The organism is Alishewanella jeotgali KCTC 22429 (assembly GCF_000245735.1).
Taxonomy (GTDB): Bacteria; Pseudomonadota; Gammaproteobacteria; order Enterobacterales; family Alteromonadaceae; genus Alishewanella; species Alishewanella jeotgali.
Map to the genome: position 1 here is coordinate 1 of NZ_AHTH01000003.1, position 22,923 is coordinate 22,923.

The 22,923-nt window shown below is 47.2% G+C and carries 16 protein-coding genes; 7 read left to right on the forward strand and 9 right to left on the reverse strand.

From position 1 onward, the window contains the following. Positions 1–280: IS66 family insertion sequence element accessory protein TnpB (tnpB, locus tag AJE_RS00900; RefSeq protein WP_008949249.1), on the reverse strand; the 280-nt coding region annotated here is incomplete at its 3' end. Positions 281–282: 2 nt separating this feature from the next. After that, complete coding sequence (tnpA, locus tag AJE_RS00905; RefSeq protein WP_008949250.1) at positions 283–567, reverse strand: IS66 family insertion sequence element accessory protein TnpA; 285 nt, start codon at positions 565–567, stop codon at positions 283–285. Here tnpA and AJE_RS00910 point away from each other — a divergent pair. The 3 genes from AJE_RS00910 (at position 566) to AJE_RS00920 (ending at position 7,357) form a co-directional block, all read left to right on the forward strand. Further along, complete coding sequence (locus AJE_RS00910) at positions 566–955, forward strand: TonB-dependent receptor (protein ID WP_008949251.1); 390 nt, start codon at positions 566–568, stop codon at positions 953–955. The two genes, tnpA and AJE_RS00910, sit on opposite strands and share 2 nt — an antisense overlap. Before the next feature lie 134 nt (positions 956–1,089). Beyond that, positions 1,090–2,205 carry a helix-turn-helix transcriptional regulator gene (locus AJE_RS00915; protein ID WP_008949252.1) on the forward strand — a complete coding sequence of 372 codons (1,116 nt, stop codon included), beginning with the start codon at positions 1,090–1,092 and terminating at the stop codon, positions 2,203–2,205. 421 nt (positions 2,206–2,626) lie between these two features. Continuing rightward, positions 2,627–7,357, forward strand: coding sequence for an InlB B-repeat-containing protein (locus AJE_RS00920; RefSeq protein WP_138984179.1), 4,731 nt, complete (start codon positions 2,627–2,629; stop codon positions 7,355–7,357). A 206-nt stretch (positions 7,358–7,563) separates the two neighbouring features. Here AJE_RS00920 and ydiJ read toward each other — a convergent pair whose 3' ends face one another. Continuing rightward, the gene (gene ydiJ, locus AJE_RS00925) at positions 7,564–10,605 is read right to left on the reverse strand and encodes a D-2-hydroxyglutarate dehydrogenase YdiJ (RefSeq protein ID WP_008949254.1); all 3,042 of its coding nucleotides are present in this window, start codon (positions 10,603–10,605) and stop codon (positions 7,564–7,566) included. Positions 10,606–10,696: 91 nt separating this feature from the next. Further along, positions 10,697–11,278, reverse strand: coding sequence for a GTP cyclohydrolase II (gene ribA, locus AJE_RS00930; protein WP_008608483.1), 582 nt, complete (start codon positions 11,276–11,278; stop codon positions 10,697–10,699). A gap of 260 nt (positions 11,279–11,538) precedes the next feature. Here ribA and AJE_RS00935 point away from each other — a divergent pair, with 260 nt between their 5' ends. Beyond that, complete coding sequence (locus tag AJE_RS00935) at positions 11,539–13,383, forward strand: ABC transporter ATP-binding protein (protein WP_008949255.1); 1,845 nt, start codon at positions 11,539–11,541, stop codon at positions 13,381–13,383. On the opposite strand, the gene AJE_RS00940 is transcribed toward AJE_RS00935, so the two are convergent. From AJE_RS00940 to ppsA, 3 genes are all read right to left on the reverse strand, one after another. Next, the gene (locus AJE_RS00940; RefSeq protein WP_008949256.1) at positions 13,380–14,075 is read right to left on the reverse strand and encodes a glutathione S-transferase family protein; all 696 of its coding nucleotides are present in this window, start codon (positions 14,073–14,075) and stop codon (positions 13,380–13,382) included. The genes AJE_RS00935 and AJE_RS00940 overlap by 4 nt on opposite strands. A 161-nt stretch (positions 14,076–14,236) precedes the next feature. Further along, entirely contained in the window at positions 14,237–15,748 is a 1,512-nt protein-coding gene (locus AJE_RS00945) for an alanine/glycine:cation symporter family protein (RefSeq protein ID WP_008949257.1), read from the reverse strand. A gap of 177 nt (positions 15,749–15,925) precedes the next feature. Beyond that, on the reverse strand, positions 15,926–18,307 hold the full coding sequence (ppsA, locus tag AJE_RS00950) for a phosphoenolpyruvate synthase (protein ID WP_008949258.1): 2,382 nt from the start codon (positions 18,305–18,307) through the stop codon (positions 15,926–15,928). A gap of 133 nt (positions 18,308–18,440) precedes the next feature. On the opposite strand from ppsA, the gene ppsR reads away from it, so the two are divergent. Further along, entirely contained in the window at positions 18,441–19,250 is an 810-nt protein-coding gene (gene ppsR / locus AJE_RS00955) for a posphoenolpyruvate synthetase regulatory kinase/phosphorylase PpsR (protein WP_008949259.1), read from the forward strand. Between the two features lie 64 nt (positions 19,251–19,314). On the opposite strand, the gene AJE_RS00960 is transcribed toward ppsR, so the two are convergent. Together AJE_RS00960 and AJE_RS00965 are read right to left on the reverse strand one after the other, a co-directional pair. Next, entirely contained in the window at positions 19,315–20,664 is a 1,350-nt protein-coding gene (locus AJE_RS00960) for a class II 3-deoxy-7-phosphoheptulonate synthase (RefSeq protein WP_008949260.1), read from the reverse strand. A gap of 99 nt (positions 20,665–20,763) precedes the next feature. Then, on the reverse strand, positions 20,764–21,255 hold the full coding sequence (locus AJE_RS00965; RefSeq protein WP_008608476.1) for a low molecular weight protein-tyrosine-phosphatase: 492 nt from the start codon (positions 21,253–21,255) through the stop codon (positions 20,764–20,766). Between the two features lie 68 nt (positions 21,256–21,323). Here AJE_RS00965 and AJE_RS00970 point away from each other — a divergent pair, with 68 nt between their 5' ends. Continuing rightward, positions 21,324–21,959, forward strand: a complete 636-nt coding sequence (locus AJE_RS00970; RefSeq protein WP_008608475.1) for a response regulator transcription factor — start codon at positions 21,324–21,326, stop codon at positions 21,957–21,959. Positions 21,960–22,008: 49 nt separating this feature from the next. Continuing rightward, positions 22,009–22,917, forward strand: coding sequence for an AAA family ATPase (locus AJE_RS00975; protein WP_008949262.1), 909 nt, complete (start codon positions 22,009–22,011; stop codon positions 22,915–22,917). Positions 22,918–22,923 lie beyond the last annotated feature (6 nt).

A 22,923-nucleotide genomic window follows, 5' to 3' on the forward strand; every position in this document is an offset into this window, starting at 1 on the left:
ACTGCTGCTCGCTAATAGACAGGATTTTGCCTGGCATCTGCCGTGGCCAGCGGAACTTTTCTTTTTCAAGCCTTTTGTACCACAGGCAAAAGCCGGTGCTATCCCAGTACAGCACTTTTAACCGGGTACGCTGCTGATTACAAAACACAAACAGTGCGCCACTAAAAGGCGAGAGCTGCATCTCTTGCTCGACTAGCAACGATAAGCCATTAATGGATTTACGAAAGTCGACCGGCTGTTTATGCAAATAGACCTTAGGCACATCGAGGAACATTTTCATGGTCAGAGCGCCCTGAGCAAGGCCGCTAACCACAGCGCATCGGTGCCGGCTGGAAACTGCAATTCCACATCACGCTTGCGTAGTAAAATGGATTGATTCAGCTGCAAGCCCTGTGGCGTCAGCTCAATAAAGCCACCGTCATCATCCTGAAACGCCAACAATTGTCTCTTGCGATAACTAAAATATGTAGGAATGATGCCCTGACGTTTTGCAAATTCAGTTTGGGTGAGGCCACTTTGGGCTTGCTCGGCGAATAAAGCCAACCATTGTTCTTTGGTGCGGTGCATGATGATTACCCTGGCAGTTGATAATGGCAGACAGGGTAAAGTTGATCAGTTAGGATTGGAATGTGTGGTTGGCGTTACGCTTACTCAGCAGTGGCAGGATATCGACATGTTTGTGCGCTCTAACTACTACGGCAGTTTCCAGGGTGTGCATGCTGATGATCCAGACTTAACCGGTAAGGGCTCATCCAAAGTGACCTTTGATGTCGAGCTGGCCTATCACTGGAATGATAGCTTCACCGTTGCCGTCGGTGCACAAAACCTGTTTGATACCAAACCAGAACGTTTACCGCAGTGGATGAGTGACATTCTGGGTGCCAAGTACTTTGAAACTTCGCCGATGGGTATAAATGGTGGTTACTACTACCTGAAAGGCGTGTATCGCTTCTAAGCTGGTAAAACACTAAAAAGCCATCTCTGCATGAGGTGGCTTTTTTATATCTCCGCCTAAAGTTGCATATTAAGTTCGCTTTGCTAAATTCAATACAGTGAGGTCGAAATCATTCACTGATAATGGAAACTCTTATGCAACAGGAATCGTTAGTCGGATCTCCACTATTTTCTGAGTTACTTCATCAACTGTACGGGAGTGTAGTTGTCGGCGATTGGCGGCCATTTTTACAATTGATTATGGAAACGACTAATTCAAATAAGGCATTTGTATCATTAAAAAAGACAGATCCGAATAGCCCTTTGTTTATGAATATTACAGCCAAATTTGATATGCCAGTCGATGCACTTGTCTATTATCAGCAAAGACCATTCGATGATCCATTTTTTTTCGACTACGTTCGATATCTTCCAGAGGGGGAAACTATTCGACCAGATGACTTTATAAATATCAATGAATATAGTACTAGCGAGTTCAGTAAGAAAGTTCTCACTCCGCTAAGATGTCATTATGTTCTTGGTGCCCTTTTGTTACGGGATCATGAGCATGATGCATTTTTCATTCTGAATCGAGGAGAGGAAGATGACCCTTTTAGTTATCGTGAGCAAGAGCTAATCGAACAGCTTAAGCCGCATATCCAACAGTCAATGCGCTTATTTACATTGTTTCGGGATGTTACTAACAAGAACGATATGTTAAGTGTAGTGCTAAATCAAAATGATAAAGCACTGCTTGTTATCAATAGTAATAGAAAAATCAAGTTAAGTAATCATAAAGCAGATGCATTACTAGATAATATGCCTTGTTTTTCTATTGCAGGTAACCGGTTTCGTCTTAAAAATACTGCTGAAAACCTGCGATTTCAACAATTAATTGAAGCATACTTACAGAACGATATTTTGAACAATGACCGTCTCTATTTACAGCTCACTGAAACAGGTATACAGCTATCATTGTCTATCGCTCCATTACGATGGTTAAAGCTCGATTCATCAGAGGAGAGCTTATTTTTACTTACCATTAGTTACCAACAAAATATATGCTGGCAGGGAGTAAAGGAGGAGTATGACCTAACCTCTCGGGAGCTCGAGTTAGTGATAGCATTGCATAGCAATCAGAAATTGAAGGATTTATCAGCCGAATTTGAGATTAGCTACAGTACACTTAGGTGTCATCTTAGGGCTATTTTTAAAAAGTGCAGGATAAATTCACAAAGTGAACTAATGTTGCTTTTAAACCAATTCAGTTGAAGATATGGTGTTGTAGGCGTCGCTTTATACCTAAATAGAACATTCAGCTCTCTGAAGAGGTAATCAGAATTTATGGCGAATGCGCGAGCCATATACTTCAAATGTGGTAGTCGGACTTCTGTACAATTTCTTGTTCCTTCCATATAAAGACTGTCATATGCGTTTGAAATAGATAGAAATAAAAAACTGGAATAAATTTTGCTCCCACACCTCATCTAAAAACTAGCTGAACACCAGCCTATGTTAAGTAACACTCTGATCAGCATCACTGACTCAAATGAGACTCCAGCTAAAACAACCAAGCTTTTTAAAGCATAAGTGTTTCGCATAAAGACTGATTGATGCGATCTGTATAACAGTAATATCAAGGTAGTCCTCTTATTGATAGTTAAATTCTATTTACAGTCTCGGAGAATATACTATGTACACCCAAATGACACCGTCAAATAAGCTTCTTTTGTTAACTTTGCTCATTCTTCTTACAAGTTGCGGCGGTGGTGGCGATTCCAGCTCTGGCGGTACTGGTAATTCCCCACAAACATATGTAATAAATACAATTGCAGGTAACGGTGGTACGATCACTCCAGCTAGCAGAACAGTAAACCAGGGACAATCTGCAACTTTTACAGTCACGGCAGATTCAGGATTTACTATAAATGTTGTTACAGGCTGTGGCGGCTCTTTGACCGGCAATACTTATACAACCGGCGTAATAAATGCAAACTGTACTGTAAATGCTAGCTTTAATCCGATTAGCTTTACTATCTCCGCCACGGCTGGCGAAGGCGGCACGATAACCCCCACTAGCCAAGTGGTGAGTTATGGTGCAACCACCAGTTTTACCGTTACACCCAATACCGGGTACAGCATCAATACAGTGAGTGGTTGTGGCGGTTCTTTAACTGGCAATACTTACACCACTGGTCCGATCAACACAGCTTGTAATGTCAATGCTAGTTTTAATGCAGCTAGCTATACCATCACCGCCACGGCTGGCGAAGGCGGCACGATAACTCCTACTAGCCAAGTGGTGAGTTATGGTGCAACCACCAGTTTTACCGTTACACCCAATACCGGGTACAGCATCAATACAGTGAGTGGTTGTGGCGGATCTATAAATGGTAACATCTATACTACCAGCCCAATAAATGAAAGCTGCAGCATAAATGCTGCATTTAACCCATTATCATTCACCGTCATTGCTGTTGCGAGTGATGGCGGGAAAGTAACTCCTGCTAGTCAAATGGTCGATTACGGAAAAACAGCAACTTTCAACCTAGTACCTGATGAGAATTATAGTATTGGTAACGCATCTGGATGTGGAGGGAGTTTAACAGGCAACACTTATACGACAGGACCCATAACTCAAGCTTGCGAGATATCCGTAGTTTATACACCTGTTGTCACATATCACAAAGTCACCGCAGTTGTTATAAATGAGGGCGGATTTATCACTCCAAATTTACAAAACGTTGCACATGGCGATTTTGCATTGTTTAGGCTAATAACTGACTACACAAAATTTAAAATTGATAGTGAATCTGGCTGCGATAACTTAACAATAAATGGTGATGAACTAAAATATGGCCCAATTACACACGACTGTAACTCTGAAATAAAATTAAAACCATTAAGTTTTGGCAACTTAAAAGATAAATATTACATAAACGATAAACCGAGTAACGAACATCCTCAACAGTCCATATCAATAATTGCAGATAGTGGCCAAACTGCAAGTTTCGCTTACTCTGACAATCATAAAGATGAGCAAGTTTTATTCTACGTAAATCAGGAAATGCTTCCAGATGGGCGAAATAACTACATATTGACATTCGAGCCAGGCAAGCTAACAGCAAATAAAGACTTAGAGCTTGTAGCAAAAGTTTACTCTGAGACTTTAAATGGAAAAGAATTTAATTTCAGTATTGCAATAAACGCTTCGCCTAATATTGTTTTGAAAGACTATCCAAGCAAAGTTTTTACCTTGGAAAATGTTTTATATGATGCCTCAGAATCGAAAGACTCTTCTGGTGACAAGTTAAGATATGTTTTCTATGAGATTAAAAATGGAGAGTTTAAACCAACAAACCAAACTGGACCTATTTTTAGCATAGAAACGCCGATTGTCTCATGGGCTGAAGACTTCGGCTACAGAATAGAAGTATATGATGAATATGACGCATATGATTTCGTGAATATCATTCTAACCGTCGAAAATAGACCGCCTTTGATTTTTGATGTGCCTAGTGAGATTGTGAAAATGATGTCGTATGATGACATTTTTATAAACTTCAAAGCTGAAGATCTTGATGGGGAGATAGTTGATATCATAGTAAGAAATATAACATTTTCAGGGAGTGAGGAATACGATGGCACTATTCGACTAGAAGGAAATAATCTAATAGTTTTCTCCCCTGGTTTGCCTATTGCAGAAAGTTTAAACTTGCATGGAAGACAAGGTTACACTCTTGAGGTTGAAGCTAAAGATAGTTCAAACAAAAGAACGAAACATGAAATTAGTATTATATTGAAAGCGCCATGGGAAACTAAGTTTACTAGCAAAGGCTGCGGATACTTCGACTACAACCCTATTGATGTTCATAATTTTGAAAGCATTTACAATCTGAAAAAAATTGGAAGCGAAGTGTATTATTCATATTATCTCCAAGCTATTCCATACTCTATTTTTAATCCGGACGATAATTTTCATATTATAGATGGCTCGATAGTTGATGAATGTGGTTCTTATGAAGAAAAAGAAGCGGTAATAAGAAAGAATATTCTAAGAAATACGCATGTGCAGCCTTCTGGCATTGGTGAGTTGAAAGTAAATGAAGGACAAAGTTATGATACTGAAAATTTCTATCTTAACGCGGCACTCAACAGACGCAGAGGGCCTGTGTCATTTTACAAAATAGATTACCTAAGCAATGAAAAAATTACTACAGTTGAATGCTATGGTTTCTGTGATAAAGATAAATACAAAGACACAGATCTAAGCGACTTTCCTTATTATTCTTTAAGTTTTTACAATTCAGAACCAGAAAATAAACCAGATTTCCAATTTGATGTATTCTTTGGTGTCGGTAGAACACCATTTATTGAAATTAATGGTTATAATCGTTTCCGAGGAAGCCTGGATATCGTTGACCTGGAAAATATTAATAACAATGAAGTTACATTCATTGCAAAACCAGTTGATGAGCCGGCTGATTGGTATCTTTACGATGCAAACGGTCTTGGCTCAGTTGGTGGTTTTTTTTCAATAACTGCAAACTCTTCAGGCAATGCTGTAGCCACAAACATAGAGCCACTAACAGCTTCAACACCTATATTTACGCATCTTGTCAATAATGAAAAGTACATTATATCTGTTAAAGGTAATTGTGACGATCTCGATCCATTAGAATGCGACTATTCACCCAGTTACTCATTAATGAAACAAGCTGGAAATATATATGTGTCATTATCAGACATAGAAGCTTCGCCAAGTTTTTTAATTGATAATAGAGAAAACAATATAATAAGACGCTACTATGGAAAAAGCTCGGTTAGATTAAAGCGAGAAAACCTACAAGTTGAACTTCACAATGGCAAGAAAGGCGTTCTTACCAGGAGTTACAAATGGGATAATGATAAGTTTGGGCGCTTTATTTTTACAGAGTTTAATGAGGAAAGTTATACATTAGCCCCATTCATAGAAGTTTTCAGTGAAATTAACGATGAAATGATTCAGGATTATTTCACCTTTGATGCCAACGATGATCAGATAAGTGACTTTGTTTTTGTCGCTTTAAATGAACATAATTTTCCTTATGTATTCTCTTATATGAGTACATCCAGTGGATATGAAAGAATTAATCTTGGCAACCGTTCAGCCGGTTTAGCTCTATCTGAATTAGTGTTGTCAGATAGTTGCCATATTGAAGGAGCTAGATGCGTTTTTGCGACCCTTTTAGGTAAAAGTTTAATCTCAATACCATTAATCACTGATGGCTTAAAACACGTTGTTGTCATTAACGATAGAGGTTTGGCTGGTGGAGACAGGATGGTATTGAGCGATGTTTGTGGCAATGATTCAAATGACCTAGTTGTAACTAGTGTCGACAATGGCCACATATACTTATATAAAGACATTACTAATAACATTAGCAATCCTATATTGCTTGACTATGGCGTTGAGCAATTAGCTGCCCTTTCTTTTATAGATACTAATAATAAAGGTTTACAAGATTTATTTGTTAGTTCAGTATACTCTGGCATTCCATTTTTGCTGCTATATAAAAATAACGGTTGTGATTTCTCTGAACCTGAAAGAATAGAAGTTTATTCAGATGAAATAAATGGCGGGATCGGTTTTACAAAAATCAAAGAAGTATTGGTTCATGACCTGAATGATGACGGCTTTCAAGATATCATTTTAACAATTGAAGGTTATCAAGAATCTGGATTTTTCGGAAACCCTTACTACTTTCTAGAAAAAATAACAAATGACGGCAATGGCGGGTTTACTAGCCCTGTAGTTTTTAATAAATTCCCTTTATACTACGGCGGGCCAAATTACAGTAAGTCAAAAACAGACGTTTCAATTTACATCTCCACTGATGATGACATTAATTATTTATATGTTAACACTGCAGTAAGCATACTACGTTTTACTTTAGATAACCTAAGTGGTGATGGGGAATTATTATTTTCAGTAACAGATGAATATCGTCTTGATGGATTGGTTGTTGAAGATATTAATAATGATGGCGTCCCAGAGATTATATTTTTGTCTTACAGAGGGAATCTTGATGAGGCACCATTATTTATTCTTGAAAAAGATAACAATAATAATTACTCTCGGGGTGTAATACTCGGAATTTCATCCAATAGTTTACTAAACCTAGCTTTTAAAACAGATATAAAAGCCATAGACTTAAACAATGATTCATGCGTTGATTTATTTATATATTCATTTTTATATCTGAATAATTGTTCAGCAGGGTTTAAAAAAGGAGTTCCGACTCGTTTAGGCTCACAATCGATTCCTGCAAAATCTATATTATTCTATGATCTGGACAAAGATGGTGACAGTGACTTCATCATTTTGTCTCACACTACATTAGGTATTATTGAAAATATTTCGGATAAGATTAATGTAGATTAATTTTTAAAATCTAATTCCAGATTAATCTTTGGGATTGGATTTTAAAGTCGTAGTTACATAATGTTCCGACTTAAAATTTGTAACGCATGGTACGTGCCACTTAAATAGCGGTGGCACTGACTATAGTGTTTGTTACTACAACCATGGGCAACACTTGCTAATTTCAAGCTAAGAATATACCGAAATCTATATTTAGCTGTGTTTTTTTAAACCAAGGCTTGTAACAGCGCCTGCAGCGGATGGCGCGGCTTATCACCAACCAGCCGTTTTACCTGGCTGCGACAGGAGAAACCGGTCACCAGGATCCGCTCATTACCCAGCTGGGTTACCGGAGCGCGCCAACTAAGCTCAAACAGCGCTTTGCTGTTCTCAAGTTGCTGCTTTTCATGGCCATAGGTACCGGCCATACCACAGCAGCCAACGCTGACCGGCTTTAATTCCAGCCCCATCTGGGCAAAGATCTGCTGCCAATGCTTTTCACTGGCAGGTAAGGCGGTTTTCTCAGTACAGTGCGCCAGTAACGAGAACTGCTGTGTCTGCGCCACCTTAGGCAAGCTTTGCTGCACTAACCATTCCTGTAATAACAGTACCTGAAACTCACCCCGCGCCTTGCCAAGCGCTTTCACATACTCGTCGCGATAGACCAGCACCAATGACGCATCCAGGCCTAACAATGGTAGTTGATACTGATTTAGCTGGTTGAAAAAGGCTGCCGCCGTGGCAGCGGTCGCCGCAAATTGCTTTAAAAAGCCTTTGACGTGCTCCGGCTTACCGTTTGGCAAAAATGGCAATAACAGCGGCTGATAACCCAGTTTTTCCAGTAACTGTAGCGCGTCGGCCACCAGTTCCGCTTCGTAAAAACTGGTAAAAGGATCCTGCACCAGCAGTACCGTGCGTTGCCGCTCCTCAGCAGTTAACGCGTTTAGTTTATCAAACGAAAAACTGTAACGTCCCTCTAACCGCTGCGCCAGTGTGGGTACCGATAACAGTGGCGTATCGACATAGCCAACACCATGCTCCAGACCTTTTTGCAGCCAGCGCTGCCCGAGGAAAAAATTCACCAGCTTAGGGGCTTTCGCCAGTAAGGGCGCGGTACGTTCAATATTGGCAACCACATAGTCTTTCGCCGGCCGTAAATAGCGACTGTGGTAAAGCTGCAGGAAACGGGCGCGGAAGCTTGGCACATCAACCTTGATCGGACATTGGCCGGCACAGGCTTTACAGGCCAGACAGCCTTCCATTGCCTCCATCACCTCATGCGAAAAATCCGCCTCGCCCTGGCGTTTAGCCAGCGTATTCTTTATTTTCTGCCAGATACTGCTGATGCTCTGCCCTTCTTTTAGCAAACGCTGTTCCGTTTGCAGAATATCTTCGCCAGCCTGCTGTTGTAAGCGCAGCCACTCGCGCATTAAGCCGGCGCGGCCTTTCGGACTATGGCGCCGATCTTTAGTAACCTTACTGGACGGACACATCGGCGAGCTTTCTTCATAGTTAAAGCACAGGCCATTGCCGTTGCAGTTCATACTGCTGTCAAAGCTTTCACGCACCGCAACCGGAATTTGCCGGTCAAACCAGGCACGCTTCTGACCGTCAACACTGACCAGCGCATCGTGACTTTGATAAGGCGTACAGATTTTTCCCGGATTGACGCGGTTGCGCGGATCAAAAGCCGCTTTGATTTTCCTGAGCTCAGTAAAGAGTTCCTCACCGAAAAACGCCGGGCCGTATTCACTGCGATAGCCCTTACCATGCTCGCCCCACATCAAACCGCCATATTTGGCAGTTAACGCAACCACCTGATCGGAGATGGTTCTGAGTAAACGTTCTTGTTCCGGATCGTATAAATCCAGTGCCGGCCGCACATGCAGTACCCCGGCATCAACATGACCAAACATGCCGTAGTGCAGGCCATGTGCATCTAACAGTGCACGAAACTCGAGGATAAAGTCAGCCAGATTTTCCGGCGGCACCGCGGTATCTTCGGCAAAGGCCACCGGTTTATGATTGCCGGCGGTATTGCCCAGCAGCCCCACCGCCTTTTTACGCATGGTGTAGATCGCATTAATCGCTGCCGCATCATAGGTCAGCTGATAGCCAATGATGCCGCCGTGCTGCTGTTCGATCGCCTCGTCTAAACGCGCAGTCAGAGCGGAAATTTTGTCGTGAATTTCCTGCTCAGACTCGGTGTTATATTCAACAATATTCAGGCCCTGCATCTCCTTGCCGGGCACATCAGTAATCAGATCTTTGACCTGATGCCAGACAATATCGCTACGTGCCAGGTTCAGCACCTTACTGTCGACGGTTTCCACCGAGGTGGCGGCCGCTGCGACCAGGAAAGGCGAGTTACGCAGCGCACTTTCAAAGCTGTCGTATTTAATATTGACCAGGCATTTGTACTTGGCGATCGGCGTGATATTCAGCTTGGCCTCGGTAACAAAACCGAGCGAGCCTTCCGAGCCGGTAATAATCCGCGACAGATCAAACTCGGTCAGCTCGGCGTTAAACACGTGCTCTAAATCATAACCGGTTAAAAAACGGTTCAGACGTGGAAATTTATCTAAGATCAGCGCCCTTTTATTACGGCAGCTGTCCAGTACCTGGCGGTAGATGCGGCCGATGCTATTGGGTTGCTCGGCTCTGTGCTCCGCTTCAAACAGCGGCATCTTACGGGTATTCAGCACATTACCGTCGATCAGCACCGTTTTCAGGGCCAACACATGGTCACTGGTTTTACCATAGACCAGTGAGCCCTGACCTGAGGCATCGGTATTAATCATGCCGCCGATAGTGGCGCGGTTGGACGTTGACAGATCGGGGGCAAAGAAAAAGCCATAGGGCTTTAAAAAGGCATTCAGCTGATCTTTAATCACCCCGGCCTGCACCCGTACCCAGCGCTCTTCGACATTCAGTTCCAGAATTTGCCGCATATGGCGCGATAAATCGACCACGATATGCTCGGTCAGCGCCTGGCCGTTAGTGCCGGTGCCGCCGCCGCGTGGGCTGAATTTTAAATGGCTAAAGCTGGAGGTTTGCGCCAGTGACGTCATAATCACTAAATCATCGGTGCTGCGCGGCAGTAACACGGCTTGTGGCAAGGCTTGATAAACACTGTTATCGGTAGCCACGGCCAGCCTGCTGCCATAGCTGGTTTCGATATCGCCGGTAAAGCCGGCATGTTGCAGGGCTTTGGTAAAGGCAACCACGCTGGCGTCCAATGCCAGCTCAGGATTCAGCTTCGCAATCATAATTCTGCCACTTCAGCTTAAACTGGCCGCAGTATAGCATTGCGTCAGGTTATGCCAAAGTGGGCTTCGGACTTTAGTGGTAAATTCCTGCTTACTCCATATGCCCAAGTTTTGCGGCCTTAGTCGCCAGATAGCGATGTGAATGCGCGGTGGTTTTGACCCGGTGCTGTACCCGCTCCAGCACATTGACGCCGGCATCCTGCAGTGCTTTTAACTTGCGCGGGTTGTTGGTCAGTAAGCGGATTTGTTTTACACCCAGTTGGGCAAACATGTCGGCGGCAATACCGTACTCGCGCTGGTCCGGCAAAAAGCCCAGAATTTCATTAGCTTCTACCGTATCCAGCCCTTTATCCTGCTCGGCATAGGCGCGGATTTTATTGATCAGACCAATACCCCGACCTTCCTGGCGCAGATATAAAATCACACCGCGACCGGTTTCGGCAATTTTCCGCATGGCGGCTTCCAGTTGCGGGCCACAATCACAGCGCAAGCTAAAGAGCGCATCACCGGTTAAACATTCAGAGTGCACGCGCGCTAATACCGGCTCATCGCTGCTAATATCACCGAGGGTCAGCGCGACATGCTCTTTACCATTTGCCGCTTCAAAGCCGTGTAAACGAAACTCGGCAAAAGGCGTCGGTAACAGGGTGGAAGTAACCAGTTTAATACTCATTTAAATTCTCAAATAAAACGCTGACGACACAGTAGCGGAAATTGGGATCCCCAGTCCAGGAATCAAGTCTTAGCGGCAGCGCTCTGCTAAAAAAGCCCCTGCAGCAATTGTTATATTATCACAATTCCGATAATAACGGTTAAGGCTTTTGCCCGCCGGATCGGTTACAATCAGCAAGATGCCGCATCTGGCACTTTGTTGTTTTATGTTTGGCTATTTCGTTTTTAGCTATCCCGCTTTTCTCTATCGGATTAATTCGCATGCTAGGTTTTTTTGAACGCTTAACGCGCCCGTTTCCAGAACAACAACCCTCGCAACCGCCACAGGGCCTGCTGGCCTTTTGCCGCCACTATACCAAAGGTATGGAGCTACCGCTGCTGGTGATGTCGATAAGTTCGGCACTGTTAGCGATCCTCGAAGTGTCGTTATTTAGCTTTATGGGTCAATTGGTCGATTGGCTGGTAGCGAAAGAACCCGAAACATTCTTTAGCGAAGAACGGGCTAACCTGATTTGGATGGCGTTAGTTACGCTGGTCTTATTGCCGCTGTTAACGCTGTTTCATTCCGCGCTGGTGCATCAAACCCTGCTCGGCAACTATCCAATGTCTATCCGCTGGCTGGCTCACCGTTATCTGCTAAGACAAAGTATTGGTTTTTATCAAAACGACTTTGCCGGCCGCATTGCAACCAAAGTAATGCAAACGTCGCTGGCAGTGCGCGAAACCGTAATGAAGCTGTTGGATGTGCTGGTGTATGTGCTGGTGTATTTCTCTGCAATGCTGTTTTTTGTTGCCGATGCCGATTGGCGCCTGATGATCCCGATGCTGATCTGGCTGGTCTGCTATATTGGTTTACAACTGTATTTTGTACCGCGTTTAAAGCGGGTATCAACGGAACAGGCTGATGCGCGCTCAGAAATGACTGGCCGCATTGTCGATAGCTACACCAATATCAATACCATTAAACTGTTCTCGCATACCCGGCGCGAAGAAGACTATGCCCGCGAGAGTATGGAGGTATTTTTAAAACCGGTATACCGGCAAATGCGGCTGGCGACCGGCTTAAGTGTGTCGGTACAAAGCCTGAACTATCTGCTGGTGTTTGCCGTCGCCGCCCTGGCGCTGTACTTATGGGCTGGCAGTGCCATCACCGTTGGTGCCATCGCCATTGCTGTTAGTCTGGCACTTCGGTTAAACGGCATGGCACAGTGGATTATGTGGGAGGTCAGTAGCCTGTTTGAAAATATCGGTACTGTCGCCGATGGCATCACCACCCTGTCGCAACCGGCCAGCGTGCTGGATAAGCCCAATGCCAGTGAGCTGGTAGTCAGTCAGGGCGAGATCCGCTTTGCTGCCGTCAGCTTTAACTACGGCAAGGCCCTGAACACCGCAAAATCGCCGGTGATCGATGGCTTGAACCTGACGATTAAACCGGGTGAGAAAATTGGTCTGGTTGGCCGCTCCGGCGCCGGGAAATCGACGCTGGTTAACCTGTTACTACGTTTTTATGATGTCCAAAGCGGTCAGATCCTGATTGACGGCCAGGATATCAGTCAGGTCAGTCAGGAAAGTCTGCGCCGGCAAATCGCGATGGTCACGCAGGACACCTCTTTGTTGCATCGCTCGGTACGTGACAATATCAGCTATGGTAAGCCGGATGCCAGTGAGCAGGAACTGCTGACAGCCGCAGAGCAAGCGGAAGCCTCGCTGTTTATTGATGAGCTGACCGATCCTAAAGGCAATAGCGGACTGGATGCCCAGGTGGGTGAACGCGGCGTTAAGCTCTCTGGCGGCCAGCGGCAACGTATTGCCATTGCCCGGGTGCTGCTGAAAAACGCCCCTATCCTGATCCTGGATGAAGCGACGTCTGCGCTGGACTCTGAAGTCGAGGCTGCGATCCAGGCCAGCCTGAATAAACTAATGACCAATAAAACGGTAATTGCTATTGCACACCGGCTGTCGACTATTGCCCAGATGGATCGCTTAATAGTGCTGGACCAAGGTAAGATCGTTGAGCAAGGTACGCATGCCGAACTGGTTGCCGCCGGCGGTATTTACGCCCAGCTTTGGGCGCATCAAACCGGCGGTTTTATCGGTCTGGATTAAACCGCCTGTACTCCGGTACGCAGGTCGGCAGTGATAGTGCCGACCTCTGGGATCAGAGCATCATGTGCCTTGTCCAACCAGGGTTCAGCCAATGCCTGCTGATACCAGTCCTGCATTGCCGGCAGTTGCAGCAAGCGGGCAAAATAGGCATTGACCTCTTCGCTTAAACTCAGGCCATAGCTTTGCAGACGAAAAGCAACAGGCGCATAAAAGGCATCTGCCGCAGTGAACTGTGCGCCGGCCAGAAAGGGGCCGCCAAATTTATGCAGCCCTTCAGTAACCAGCTCATCCAGCCGGGCCAGATCCCGTAGTAAAGGCGCACTTTGTTCATGCAGCTGAATACGCAGGCCGCAGTTCATACTGCAAATACTGCGTAACGCATTAAAATTAGCGTGAATTTCTGCCGCTGCGCAGCGCGCCCAGGCCCTTAGCCGACGATCTGCTGGCCACACCGTCGGATAATGTTCATACAGATACTCGGCAATCGCCAGCGAGTCCCAGATCACCGTATTGTGCTGCACCAGACAGGGTACCTTGCCACTGGGTGAGAAACTACGGAATTTAGCAAAGCTATCTTGTTCGGCAAAGGGAACCAGTTGCTCGGTAAAGGCGATATCCAACTGTTTCATCAATAGCCAGGGCCTTAATGACCAGGAAGAATAGTTTTTATTGGCGATATAGAGTTCTCGCATAACAGACTCCGTCACTTGTTTAGGTTTACCCCTCAATGCTTTGGGGCTTAACTGGTATGATGTGTTTCTGTAAGTTGTCAGCTTAGCCGAAAAAACAGCCCCGGCAAGGGCCAGGGCTGATATATATCAAACATCATCGCGATTCAGCTTTGCTGCTAAGCTTAGTCGCTGCCTTTTTGCTCCGCCTGAGATTTGGCTAAGCGCTGCTCCCAAAAGGTCGCATTTTTAATGCCTAGTTTAACCGGGTCAAAGCTGATTGGGCCGCCGGCTTTCTTCTGTTCTTCATAGTCCTTCAGACACAGAATGGCAGGCTTATGCAGGAAGAAAATCACCAGAATACCCAGCACGTTGATCCAGGCCATTAAGCCTACCCCAATATCACCGATATCCCAGACATAACCTGCTGCATTGACAGTGCCGTACGCCACCATCGCCATCAGCACAATTTTAAACACGATCAATGGTAGCTTGTTATTAAACAGACGGTTTAGGTAAGCGACATTGGTTTCGGTAATGTAGTAATAGGCCAGGATAGTGGTAAAGGCGAAGAAAAACAGTGCCAGACCAACAAAGATTTGACCGAAGTTACCAAACACTGAATTCAGCGCCATCTGGGTAAAGGCGGCAGAGCCAATGACGGTATCCGCGGCCACATTCTGTACGATAAACTCTCCGGCTGGTAATTCACCGACCACATTATATTGCTGGGTGATCAGGATCATCAGCGCCGTAGCGGTACAAACAAAGAGCGTATCAACATACACCGAGAACGCCTGCACTAACCCCTGCTGCGCCGGGTGTTCCACCTCTGCTGCTGCGGCAGCATGTGGCCCTGTACCCTGGCCAGCTTCATTGGAGTAAATACCGCGCTTTACACCCCAGCCAATGGCCGCGCCAAAACCGGCTTGTGCAGTGAACGCATCTGATAAAATCAGGCCAAACACACCCGGTACTTTATCTAAGTTTAAGAACACGATAATCAGCGCCATTACGATATAGCCCAGCGCCATAAAAGGGACAACAATCTGAGTAAAGTTAGCGATGCGCTTAATACCACCAAAGATAATAAAGGCCAGCACAATTAAGATCAGTGCCAACGCCGCCAGTTTATTGGTACCGACTTCGCCAAAACTGGTGGTCACCATATTGCCATCACCAAAGACCTGAGTTACCGCATTGCCGACCGCATTCGCCTGCACGCCAGGTAAGAAAATACCACAACCGATAATCGCTGAGACAGCGAATAACACTGCCAGCCAGCGCCAGCCCAGGCAACGCTCGAAATAATAAGCCGGACCGCCACGGTACTGACCATTTTCTTCAACTTTGTATACCTGACCCAGCGTTGACTCGGCATAAGCGGTACTGGCGCCTAAAAAGGCCACCACCCACATCCAGAATACGGCGCCCGGACCACCGAAACCGATGGCGGCAGCAACACCGGCAATATTACCGACACCGACCCGGCCGGATAGCGATACTGCCAGAGCTTGAAACGATGAAATGCCTTTATCTGAACTCGTATTGTTAAACAGCAGCTTGCACATTTCTTTAAAATGCCGCACCTGCGCAAAGCGGGTCATGATGGAGTAAAATAAACCGGCACCCAGACACAGATAAATCAGTGCCTCACTCCAGATTATGCCGTTAATGGTATTCACCAATTGTTGCATTACGTTCCCCTGAATTGTTGTTATTGTTGTCGAGCTAAAGCCATCTGCGCCCAGCTCTGTGCCGCCCTGGCAGGCTAACACCCTTAATTTGCCATAAGCGCGGCGCTATGGCTATGCTGATATAAAAGAAATCCCGCCAAAAGGCGGGATTTTAACACCGATAGTCTTTAACGTTTGTTATAGAGGCTTGCCATATTTTTCAGCAAGATACAGCCAGGTATCGACCACAGTGTCCGGATTTAACGACACACTTTCAATGCCCTGCTCCATCAGCCAGGCGGCAAAGTCTTCATGGTCCGAAGGTCCCTGACCACAAATGCCGATATACTTGCCTTTGGCTTTACAGGTCTGAATTGCCATTGACAGCAGCTTTTTAATAGCCGGATTACGTTCGTCAAACAAATGCGCAATCAAACCGCTATCGCGATCCAGCCCCAGCGTCAGCTGCGTCAGATCGTTAGAGCCAATCGAGAAACCATCGAAATATTCGAGGAATTCTTCAGCCAGCAAAGCATTAGACGGCAGCTCACACATCATAATCACGCGCAGACCATTTTCGCCGCGTTTTAAACCATGTGCGGCCAGCAAGTCGATCACCCCGGCGGCTTCTTCCAGGGTGCGCACAAAGGGGATCATAATTTCGACGTTACTAAAACCCATCTGGTTACGAACCCGCTTTAATGCCTCAACTTCTAACGCGAAGCAATCGCGGAAATCCTCTGACAGATAACGCGAGGCACCACGGAAACCAATCATCGGGTTTTCTTCGTGCGGCTCATACTGCTGACCACCAATCAGGTTCGCGTATTCGTTGGATTTAAAGTCTGACATCCGTACTATGACTTTTTCCGGTGCAAAGGCACAGGCCAGCGTGGCGATGCCCTCGGTCAGCTTGGCGATATAAAACTCCACCGGATCGGCATAACCGGCTGTCATCTCATCGATGGTTGCTTTTAACTCGGCACTTTGACTGGCGTAATTTAACAGCGCCTTGGGATGCACGCCGATCATCCGGTTAATAATAAACTCTAACCGGGCCAGACCAATACCGGCATGCGGTAAACGCGAGAAAGCAAAGGCGCGTTCCGGATTACCGACGTTCATCATCACTTTCAGATCCAGTTTTGGCATCTGATCAACCTGGCTGGTCACCACATTAAAGTCCAGCAGGCCCTGATAAACAAAGCCGGTATCGCCTTCGGCACACGACACGGTAACTTCAGTCCCAGCCTGAATTTTCGCCGTTGCATCACCGCAGCCAACGACGGCCGGGATCCCCAGCTCGCGGGCAATAATGGCAGCATGACAAGTACGACCGCCACGGTTAGTGACGATAGCCGAGGCGCGCTTCATAATCGGTTCCCAATCCGGATCTGTCATATCAGTCACCAGCACATCGCCCGGCTGAATTTGATCCATCTGTGAAATATCACTTAGCACCTTGGCGGTACCGCGACCAATCCGTTGCCCGATGGCCCGGCCTTCAACCAGTACCGCGCTTTTCGCCTGTAACTGGTAACGCTCAATACTGTTGCTATCTTCGCGGCTTTTTACCGTTTCCGGCCGTGCCTGTACAATATAGAGCTTGCCATCTACGCCATCTTTGGCCCATTCGATATCCATCGGCCGGCCGTAATGTTTGGCAATAATCACCGCTTGCGCCGCCAGTTGCTCGACTTCGTTGTCGGTTAGTGAGAACTGGCGTCTGGCGCTTTGCTCAACATCAATAATTTTTACCTGCTTGCCATGCCCCTGTTCGCTGGAGTAAACCATCTGCAGCAGTTTACTACCCAGGTTACGTTTTACCACCGCCGGCCGGCCGGCTGCCAGTGTGGGTTTGTGCACATAGAACTCATCCGGATTCACCGCGCCCTGCACCACCATTTCACCCAGGCCGTAAGACGAGGTAATAAAGACCACATCTTCAAAGCCGGATTCCGTATCAATACTGAACATAACGCCGGATGAGGCCCGATCGGAGCGTACCATCCGTTGCACGCCGGCGGAGAGGGCCACACCACGGTGGTCATAGCCCTGATGTACCCGGTAAGAAATAGCACGGTCATTAAACAGCGAAGCAAACACATGTTTAATCGCGGTAATGACCGCATCATAGCCACGGACGTTTAAAAAGGTTTCCTGCTGGCCGGCAAAGGACGCATCCGGCATATCTTCAGCTGTAGCTGAGGAGCGCACGGCAAAAGAGACATCCTGGCTGCTGTCCGGGTGTAATTGCTGGTAGGCTGCGCGGATCGCCTGTTCCAGCTCAGGCTGAAACGGCGTATCGATAACCCATTGCCGGATCTGCTTGCCGGCTTCTGACAGCGCCTGAATATCACCAACATCCAGCGTATCCAGCAGTTTATAAATACGCTCATTGACGCCGCTTTGCTCTAAAAACTGATTAAAGGCATAGGCCGTGGTGGCAAAACCGCCCGGCACCTGCACCCCGGCCGAGGCCAGATTACTGATCATTTCGCCCAAAGAAGCATTTTTGCCGCCGACCCGGTCAACATCATGCATGCCAAGGTCCTGATACCAAATGACGAATTCTTGCACCTTTCTCTCCAATTTTTGTTGCCAAGCAGGTAAGCTTACAGCAAGGGTTACAATCGCAGCGATTTTACACTTTGGCTGCAAGTAAGAAAATCTTTAATTTTCATGTAGTTTTTTTACAAGAAATGGAGCTGACGTGCGCACTGCTTTTTATATTTCCGATGGTACTGCCATTACCGCAGAAGTCTTTGGTCATGCACTATTGACGATGTTTCCTGCGCAATTCGAGCACGTTACCATACCCTTTGTCGAAACACTCGCCATGGCGCAGCAGGTGGTACAACGCATTAATGACTGTTATAAAACTACAGGTTTAAAGCCGCTGGTGTTTCATACCTTCGTTGACGAGCAACTCAGGCTACAGATCAGCCAAAGTGACGGCATCTGTTATGACTTTTTAAATGCCTTTGTCGCACCGCTGCAACAGGAGCTACAACTGGCGCCGGTGCCGAAAACCCACCGCACCCACAGCATGCATGAGAAAACCTACGATTTTCGGATTGATGCGGTCAATTTTGCGCTGGCCAATGACGATGGCGCCAATATGAAGAATTTTAGTCAGGCCGATATTATTCTGATTGGCGTCAGCCGCTCCGGCAAAACCCCGACCAGTCTCTATCTGGCGCTGCAATACGGCATCAAAGCAGCGAACTACCCCTTTGTCGAAGAAGATATGGAGGCTCTGCGATTACCGCCGGAGCTAAAACAACATAAAGCTAAACTCTTTGGCCTGACCATCAGTCCGGAACGCTTAAGCCAAATTCGCGAACAGCGCCGGCCCAACAGCCGTTACGCCTCGGTGCGCCAGTGCACATTGGAGCTAAAAGAGGTGGAACGCCTATATCAGCGCGAGCAGATCCCGTTTTTAAACTCCACCCAGTTATCGATTGAAGAAATTTCGGCGAAAATTATCGCTATGACCGGCTTAAAACGGCAGAAGTATTAGCGCGCTTGGGGGAGCAGCAGGACAGAGAAAAAGCCCTGACCAAAGAAACAGTCAGGGCTTAAGCTTATTTACGGGCAGCGCTTAAGGTGTCAGCAATTAAAAACGCCAGTTCCAGTACCTGATCGGCATTTAAGCGCGGATCGCACTGGGTGAAGTAACGACTGGATAAATCGCTTTCACTCAGACCATAGGCGCCACCGGTACACTCGGTAACATGCTCACCGGTCATCTCCAGGTGAATGCCGCCGGCATGGGTACCTTCAGCCTTATGTACGGCAAAGAAATTGCGAATTTCCCGCAAAATGGCTTCGAAATCCCGCGTTTTATAATCATTGCTGGCTTTCACGGTATTACCGTGCATCGGATCTGAGCTCCAGACCACTTTACGGCCTTCCTGCTTCACACGGCGAACCAGGGCCGGTAGTTTATCGGCCAGTTTATCGGCGCCCATCCGGGTGATCAGGGTCAAACGGCCCGCGGTGTTATCCGGATTTAGCGCATCAATCAGACGAATTAAATCATCCTCCTGCATGCCTGGCCCTACTTTAACCCCGACCGGGTTATGGATGCCGCGGAAGAACTCAATATGCGCATGATCCAGTTGCCGGGTACGCTCACCAATCCATACCATATGCGCCGAACAGTCATACCATTTGCCGGTTAAGGTATCCCGCCGGGTCAAGGCTTCTTCGTAATTCAGTAACAGAGCTTCATGCGAGGTAAACAGCTGGGTTTCGCGGATCGACGGCGAATTTTGCGCGGTAATACCGCAAATCTCCATAAAGCGCAGCGCTTCCTGAATGCGGTTTGCCACACTCATATAACGCTCTTTTAGCGGATTGCTTTCAACAAAGCCCATATTCCAGCGCGCGACCTGGTGCAAATCGGCCAGACCACCCTGCGCAAAGGCACGCAGTAAATTCAGCGTTGCCGCAGAGTGATGATAAGCCGTGATCAGCCGCGCCGGATCCGGCTCCCGCGCTTCGGCGGTAAACTCAAAGCTATTGACGATATCACCGCGATAGCTCGGCAAACTTACGCCGTTAATGGTTTCCAGATCGCTGGAGCGTGGCTTGGCGTATTGCCCGGCCATCCGCGCCACCTTCACTACCGGTAAACCACCGGCAAAGGTCAGCACTACCGCCATCTGCATTAATACTTTAAAGGTATCGCGGATCTTCGGCGCATTAAAATCGTTAAAACTTTCGGCGCAATCACCACCCTGTAGTAAAAACCCATTACCCTCGGCCACCTGGCCGAGCTGACTAAACAAATCCCGGGTTTCCTGAGCAAAAACCAAAGGCGGGTATTTGTGCAGTTGTTGTTCTGTTTGGGTTAACAGTTGCTGATCCCGATACTGCGGTTGCTGCTGGATCGGCAGGTTGCGCCAGCTATGTGGCGTCCAGGTGGTCACGATGCTATTCCTGTAAGTTAGTTACACACCCGCTAAACTTATAGACTTCTGGACGTAAATTCAATCCTGAGCGGGCACTTTTTCGCAGCAAAGTGCCTGCTATCGCGCTGATTGACCCTCTGGCTCAGCTAAGGCCGGCAATTGTTGCAGCAGCTGCTGACAGCTTTCTTCCAATAACCTTAACACCAGCTCGAAGCCTTTACTGCCGCCATAATAAGGATCAGGTACTTCCTGATAGCGCGGATATTCAGGATGAAAGCTTAGCATTAAGCGCAGTTTATGCTGATAGGGCTCTGGGCAACGGCTCGCTAATTCCCGCAGGTTTTGCTTATCCATCGCCAGAATCAAATCGTAATAGGCAAAGTCAGCATCCATTACTGGTCTGGAGCGCAGCGCTGAAAAATCATAGCCGGCCGCCGAACCAACCCGTACCGAGCGCGGATCGGGTGGCTCCCCCTTATGGCTGGCGCTGGTACCGGCAGACTCGACTTCTAACTCCAGCCCCCGCTGCACCGCTAACTGTCGCAGCACAGCATGTGCCGTTGGTGAGCGGCAAATGTTACCTAAACAAACAAAAAGTATTCTCTTCATGCGTCTTTGCTTTTCAAATTGTGGTCTGACGTTATATAGTTAGAGTATTCGCGATAAGGGTAGCTGTTATGGAAAGGTTTTCACGCCTGATATTACTCACTGATGAAACTGAACAACTTAGTACGTGTCGTCATGCCCGTGCCGTTGGCATTGATGTCGAGCAAACCACCCTCGCCGCTTTCACAGCGCAGCGCCAGTATAAAGGTATTCTGGCCGGATACCAATTCAGCAGTGAAACCTCGGTCAAGAAAGGATTTTCCGCTAAATTACTCAGTGTCAGCCGGCAGGTGCCCTTGTTTTTATTTCAGGCCGAGCGCCAGTTGATTGATCCAAACCGCGCTTTGTTCGCCGGTTTACGCGGCGTGATCTACAACGATGAAAAACCCGACATTATCAAAATTGCCTTGCAAACCCTGATGTCTGGTCAGCTTTATTACGGCCGCAAGGTGATGTCTGATGCGCTGGATGCGTTGTTCCAGTTGCGTGAACAGTCGAATAAACGGATTAAACTGCCGTCGTTACTCACCGATCAGGAGCAACGCATTAGTATGCTGATCGCCGAAGGCGCCCGGAATAAAGAAATTGCCGAACAGCTCCAAATCAGTGCCAATACCGTAAAGGTCCATGTATCTGCCATCTTTAAAAAAACCCATAGCCGGAACCGGACTGAACTGGTACGGTGGCTACAGGAAGCATCAACCTAAGGGTTCAGGAGTAACAGCCCTGACCATAGCAATTTTTTAAGGAGTCAGGGTGTTAGCCGAGCTACATCATATCGAACAACAACTGAATCAGGTCATTCTGGGTAAAAGCCTGCAGATCCGTCTGGCGTTAACTTCAGTACTGGCGCAAGGCCACCTGCTACTGGAGGATTTACCCGGCATGGGCAAAACCACACTGGCGCATGCCTTAGCCAACGCGCTCGGCTTAAGCTACAAGCGGGTACAATTTACCAACGACCTGCTGCCCGCTGATCTGTTGGGAATGAATATTTATGATGCCCGGTCAGCGCAATTTTATTTTCAACCGGGCCCGGTGTTTAGTCAGGTATTGCTGGCTGATGAAATTAACCGCGCCAGCCCAAAAACCCAGAGCGCACTGCTCGAAGCCATGGAAGAGCGTCAGGTCTCCATTGATGGCGATAGCCGGCCCTTGCCAGAGCCGTTCTTCGTGATCGCCACCCAGAATCCGCATTTTCACTCCGGTACTAATGCCTTGCCGGAGTCGCAGCTGGACCGGTTTTTATTCCGCTTATCGCTGGGGTTTCCTGATGCGGCCGCAGAAAAGCAGCTTCTCCGTGACGACAGCAAGGGATCACGCCTGAGCTTTATCAGCCGCGCGCTGTTACCGGAGCAACTGATCGCGATGCAGCAACAGTTGCAACAGGTGAAACTCAGTGAGCCGTTGCTGGACTATTTACTGGCGTTGATCCGGGCCAGTCGTGGCCAAAGCGGTATGCTGCCGTTATCGCCGCGTGCTGGCAAAAGCCTGGTGCGGGCCGTAAAAGCCCTGGCCTTTTTACAAGGTCGGGATTATGCCACCGCCGAAGATGCACAAAGCGTCTTTCCGTACTTAGCCGAGCACCGCTTAAACCCGCAAAGCGTGGCAGGCTTGTCGCCACTTAGCCAGCAGCTGCTGGAACAAACACCCTGCCCGGTTTAAGCAGGC

Excerpts from the sequence above, each read along its gene's own strand:
- AJE_RS00910 (WP_008949251.1), top strand. The coding sequence starts at position 566 with ATGATGATTACCCTGGCAGTTGATAATGGCAGACAGGGTAAAGTTGAT.
- tnpA (WP_008949250.1), bottom strand. The coding sequence starts at position 567 with ATGCACCGCACCAAAGAACAATGGTTGGCTTTATTCGCCGAGCAAGCC.
- AJE_RS00915 (WP_008949252.1), top strand. The coding sequence starts at position 1,090 with ATGCAACAGGAATCGTTAGTCGGATCTCCACTATTTTCTGAGTTACTT.
- AJE_RS00920 (WP_138984179.1), top strand. The coding sequence starts at position 2,627 with ATGTACACCCAAATGACACCGTCAAATAAGCTTCTTTTGTTAACTTTG.
- ydiJ (WP_008949254.1), bottom strand. The coding sequence starts at position 10,605 with ATGATTGCGAAGCTGAATCCTGAGCTGGCATTGGACGCCAGCGTGGTT.
- ribA (WP_008608483.1), bottom strand. The coding sequence starts at position 11,278 with ATGAGTATTAAACTGGTTACTTCCACCCTGTTACCGACGCCTTTTGCC.
- AJE_RS00935 (WP_008949255.1), top strand. The coding sequence starts at position 11,539 with ATGCTAGGTTTTTTTGAACGCTTAACGCGCCCGTTTCCAGAACAACAA.
- AJE_RS00940 (WP_008949256.1), bottom strand. The coding sequence starts at position 14,075 with ATGCGAGAACTCTATATCGCCAATAAAAACTATTCTTCCTGGTCATTA.
- AJE_RS00945 (WP_008949257.1), bottom strand. The coding sequence starts at position 15,748 with ATGCAACAATTGGTGAATACCATTAACGGCATAATCTGGAGTGAGGCA.
- AJE_RS00965 (WP_008608476.1), bottom strand. The coding sequence starts at position 21,255 with ATGAAGAGAATACTTTTTGTTTGTTTAGGTAACATTTGCCGCTCACCA.
- AJE_RS00970 (WP_008608475.1), top strand. The coding sequence starts at position 21,324 with ATGGAAAGGTTTTCACGCCTGATATTACTCACTGATGAAACTGAACAA.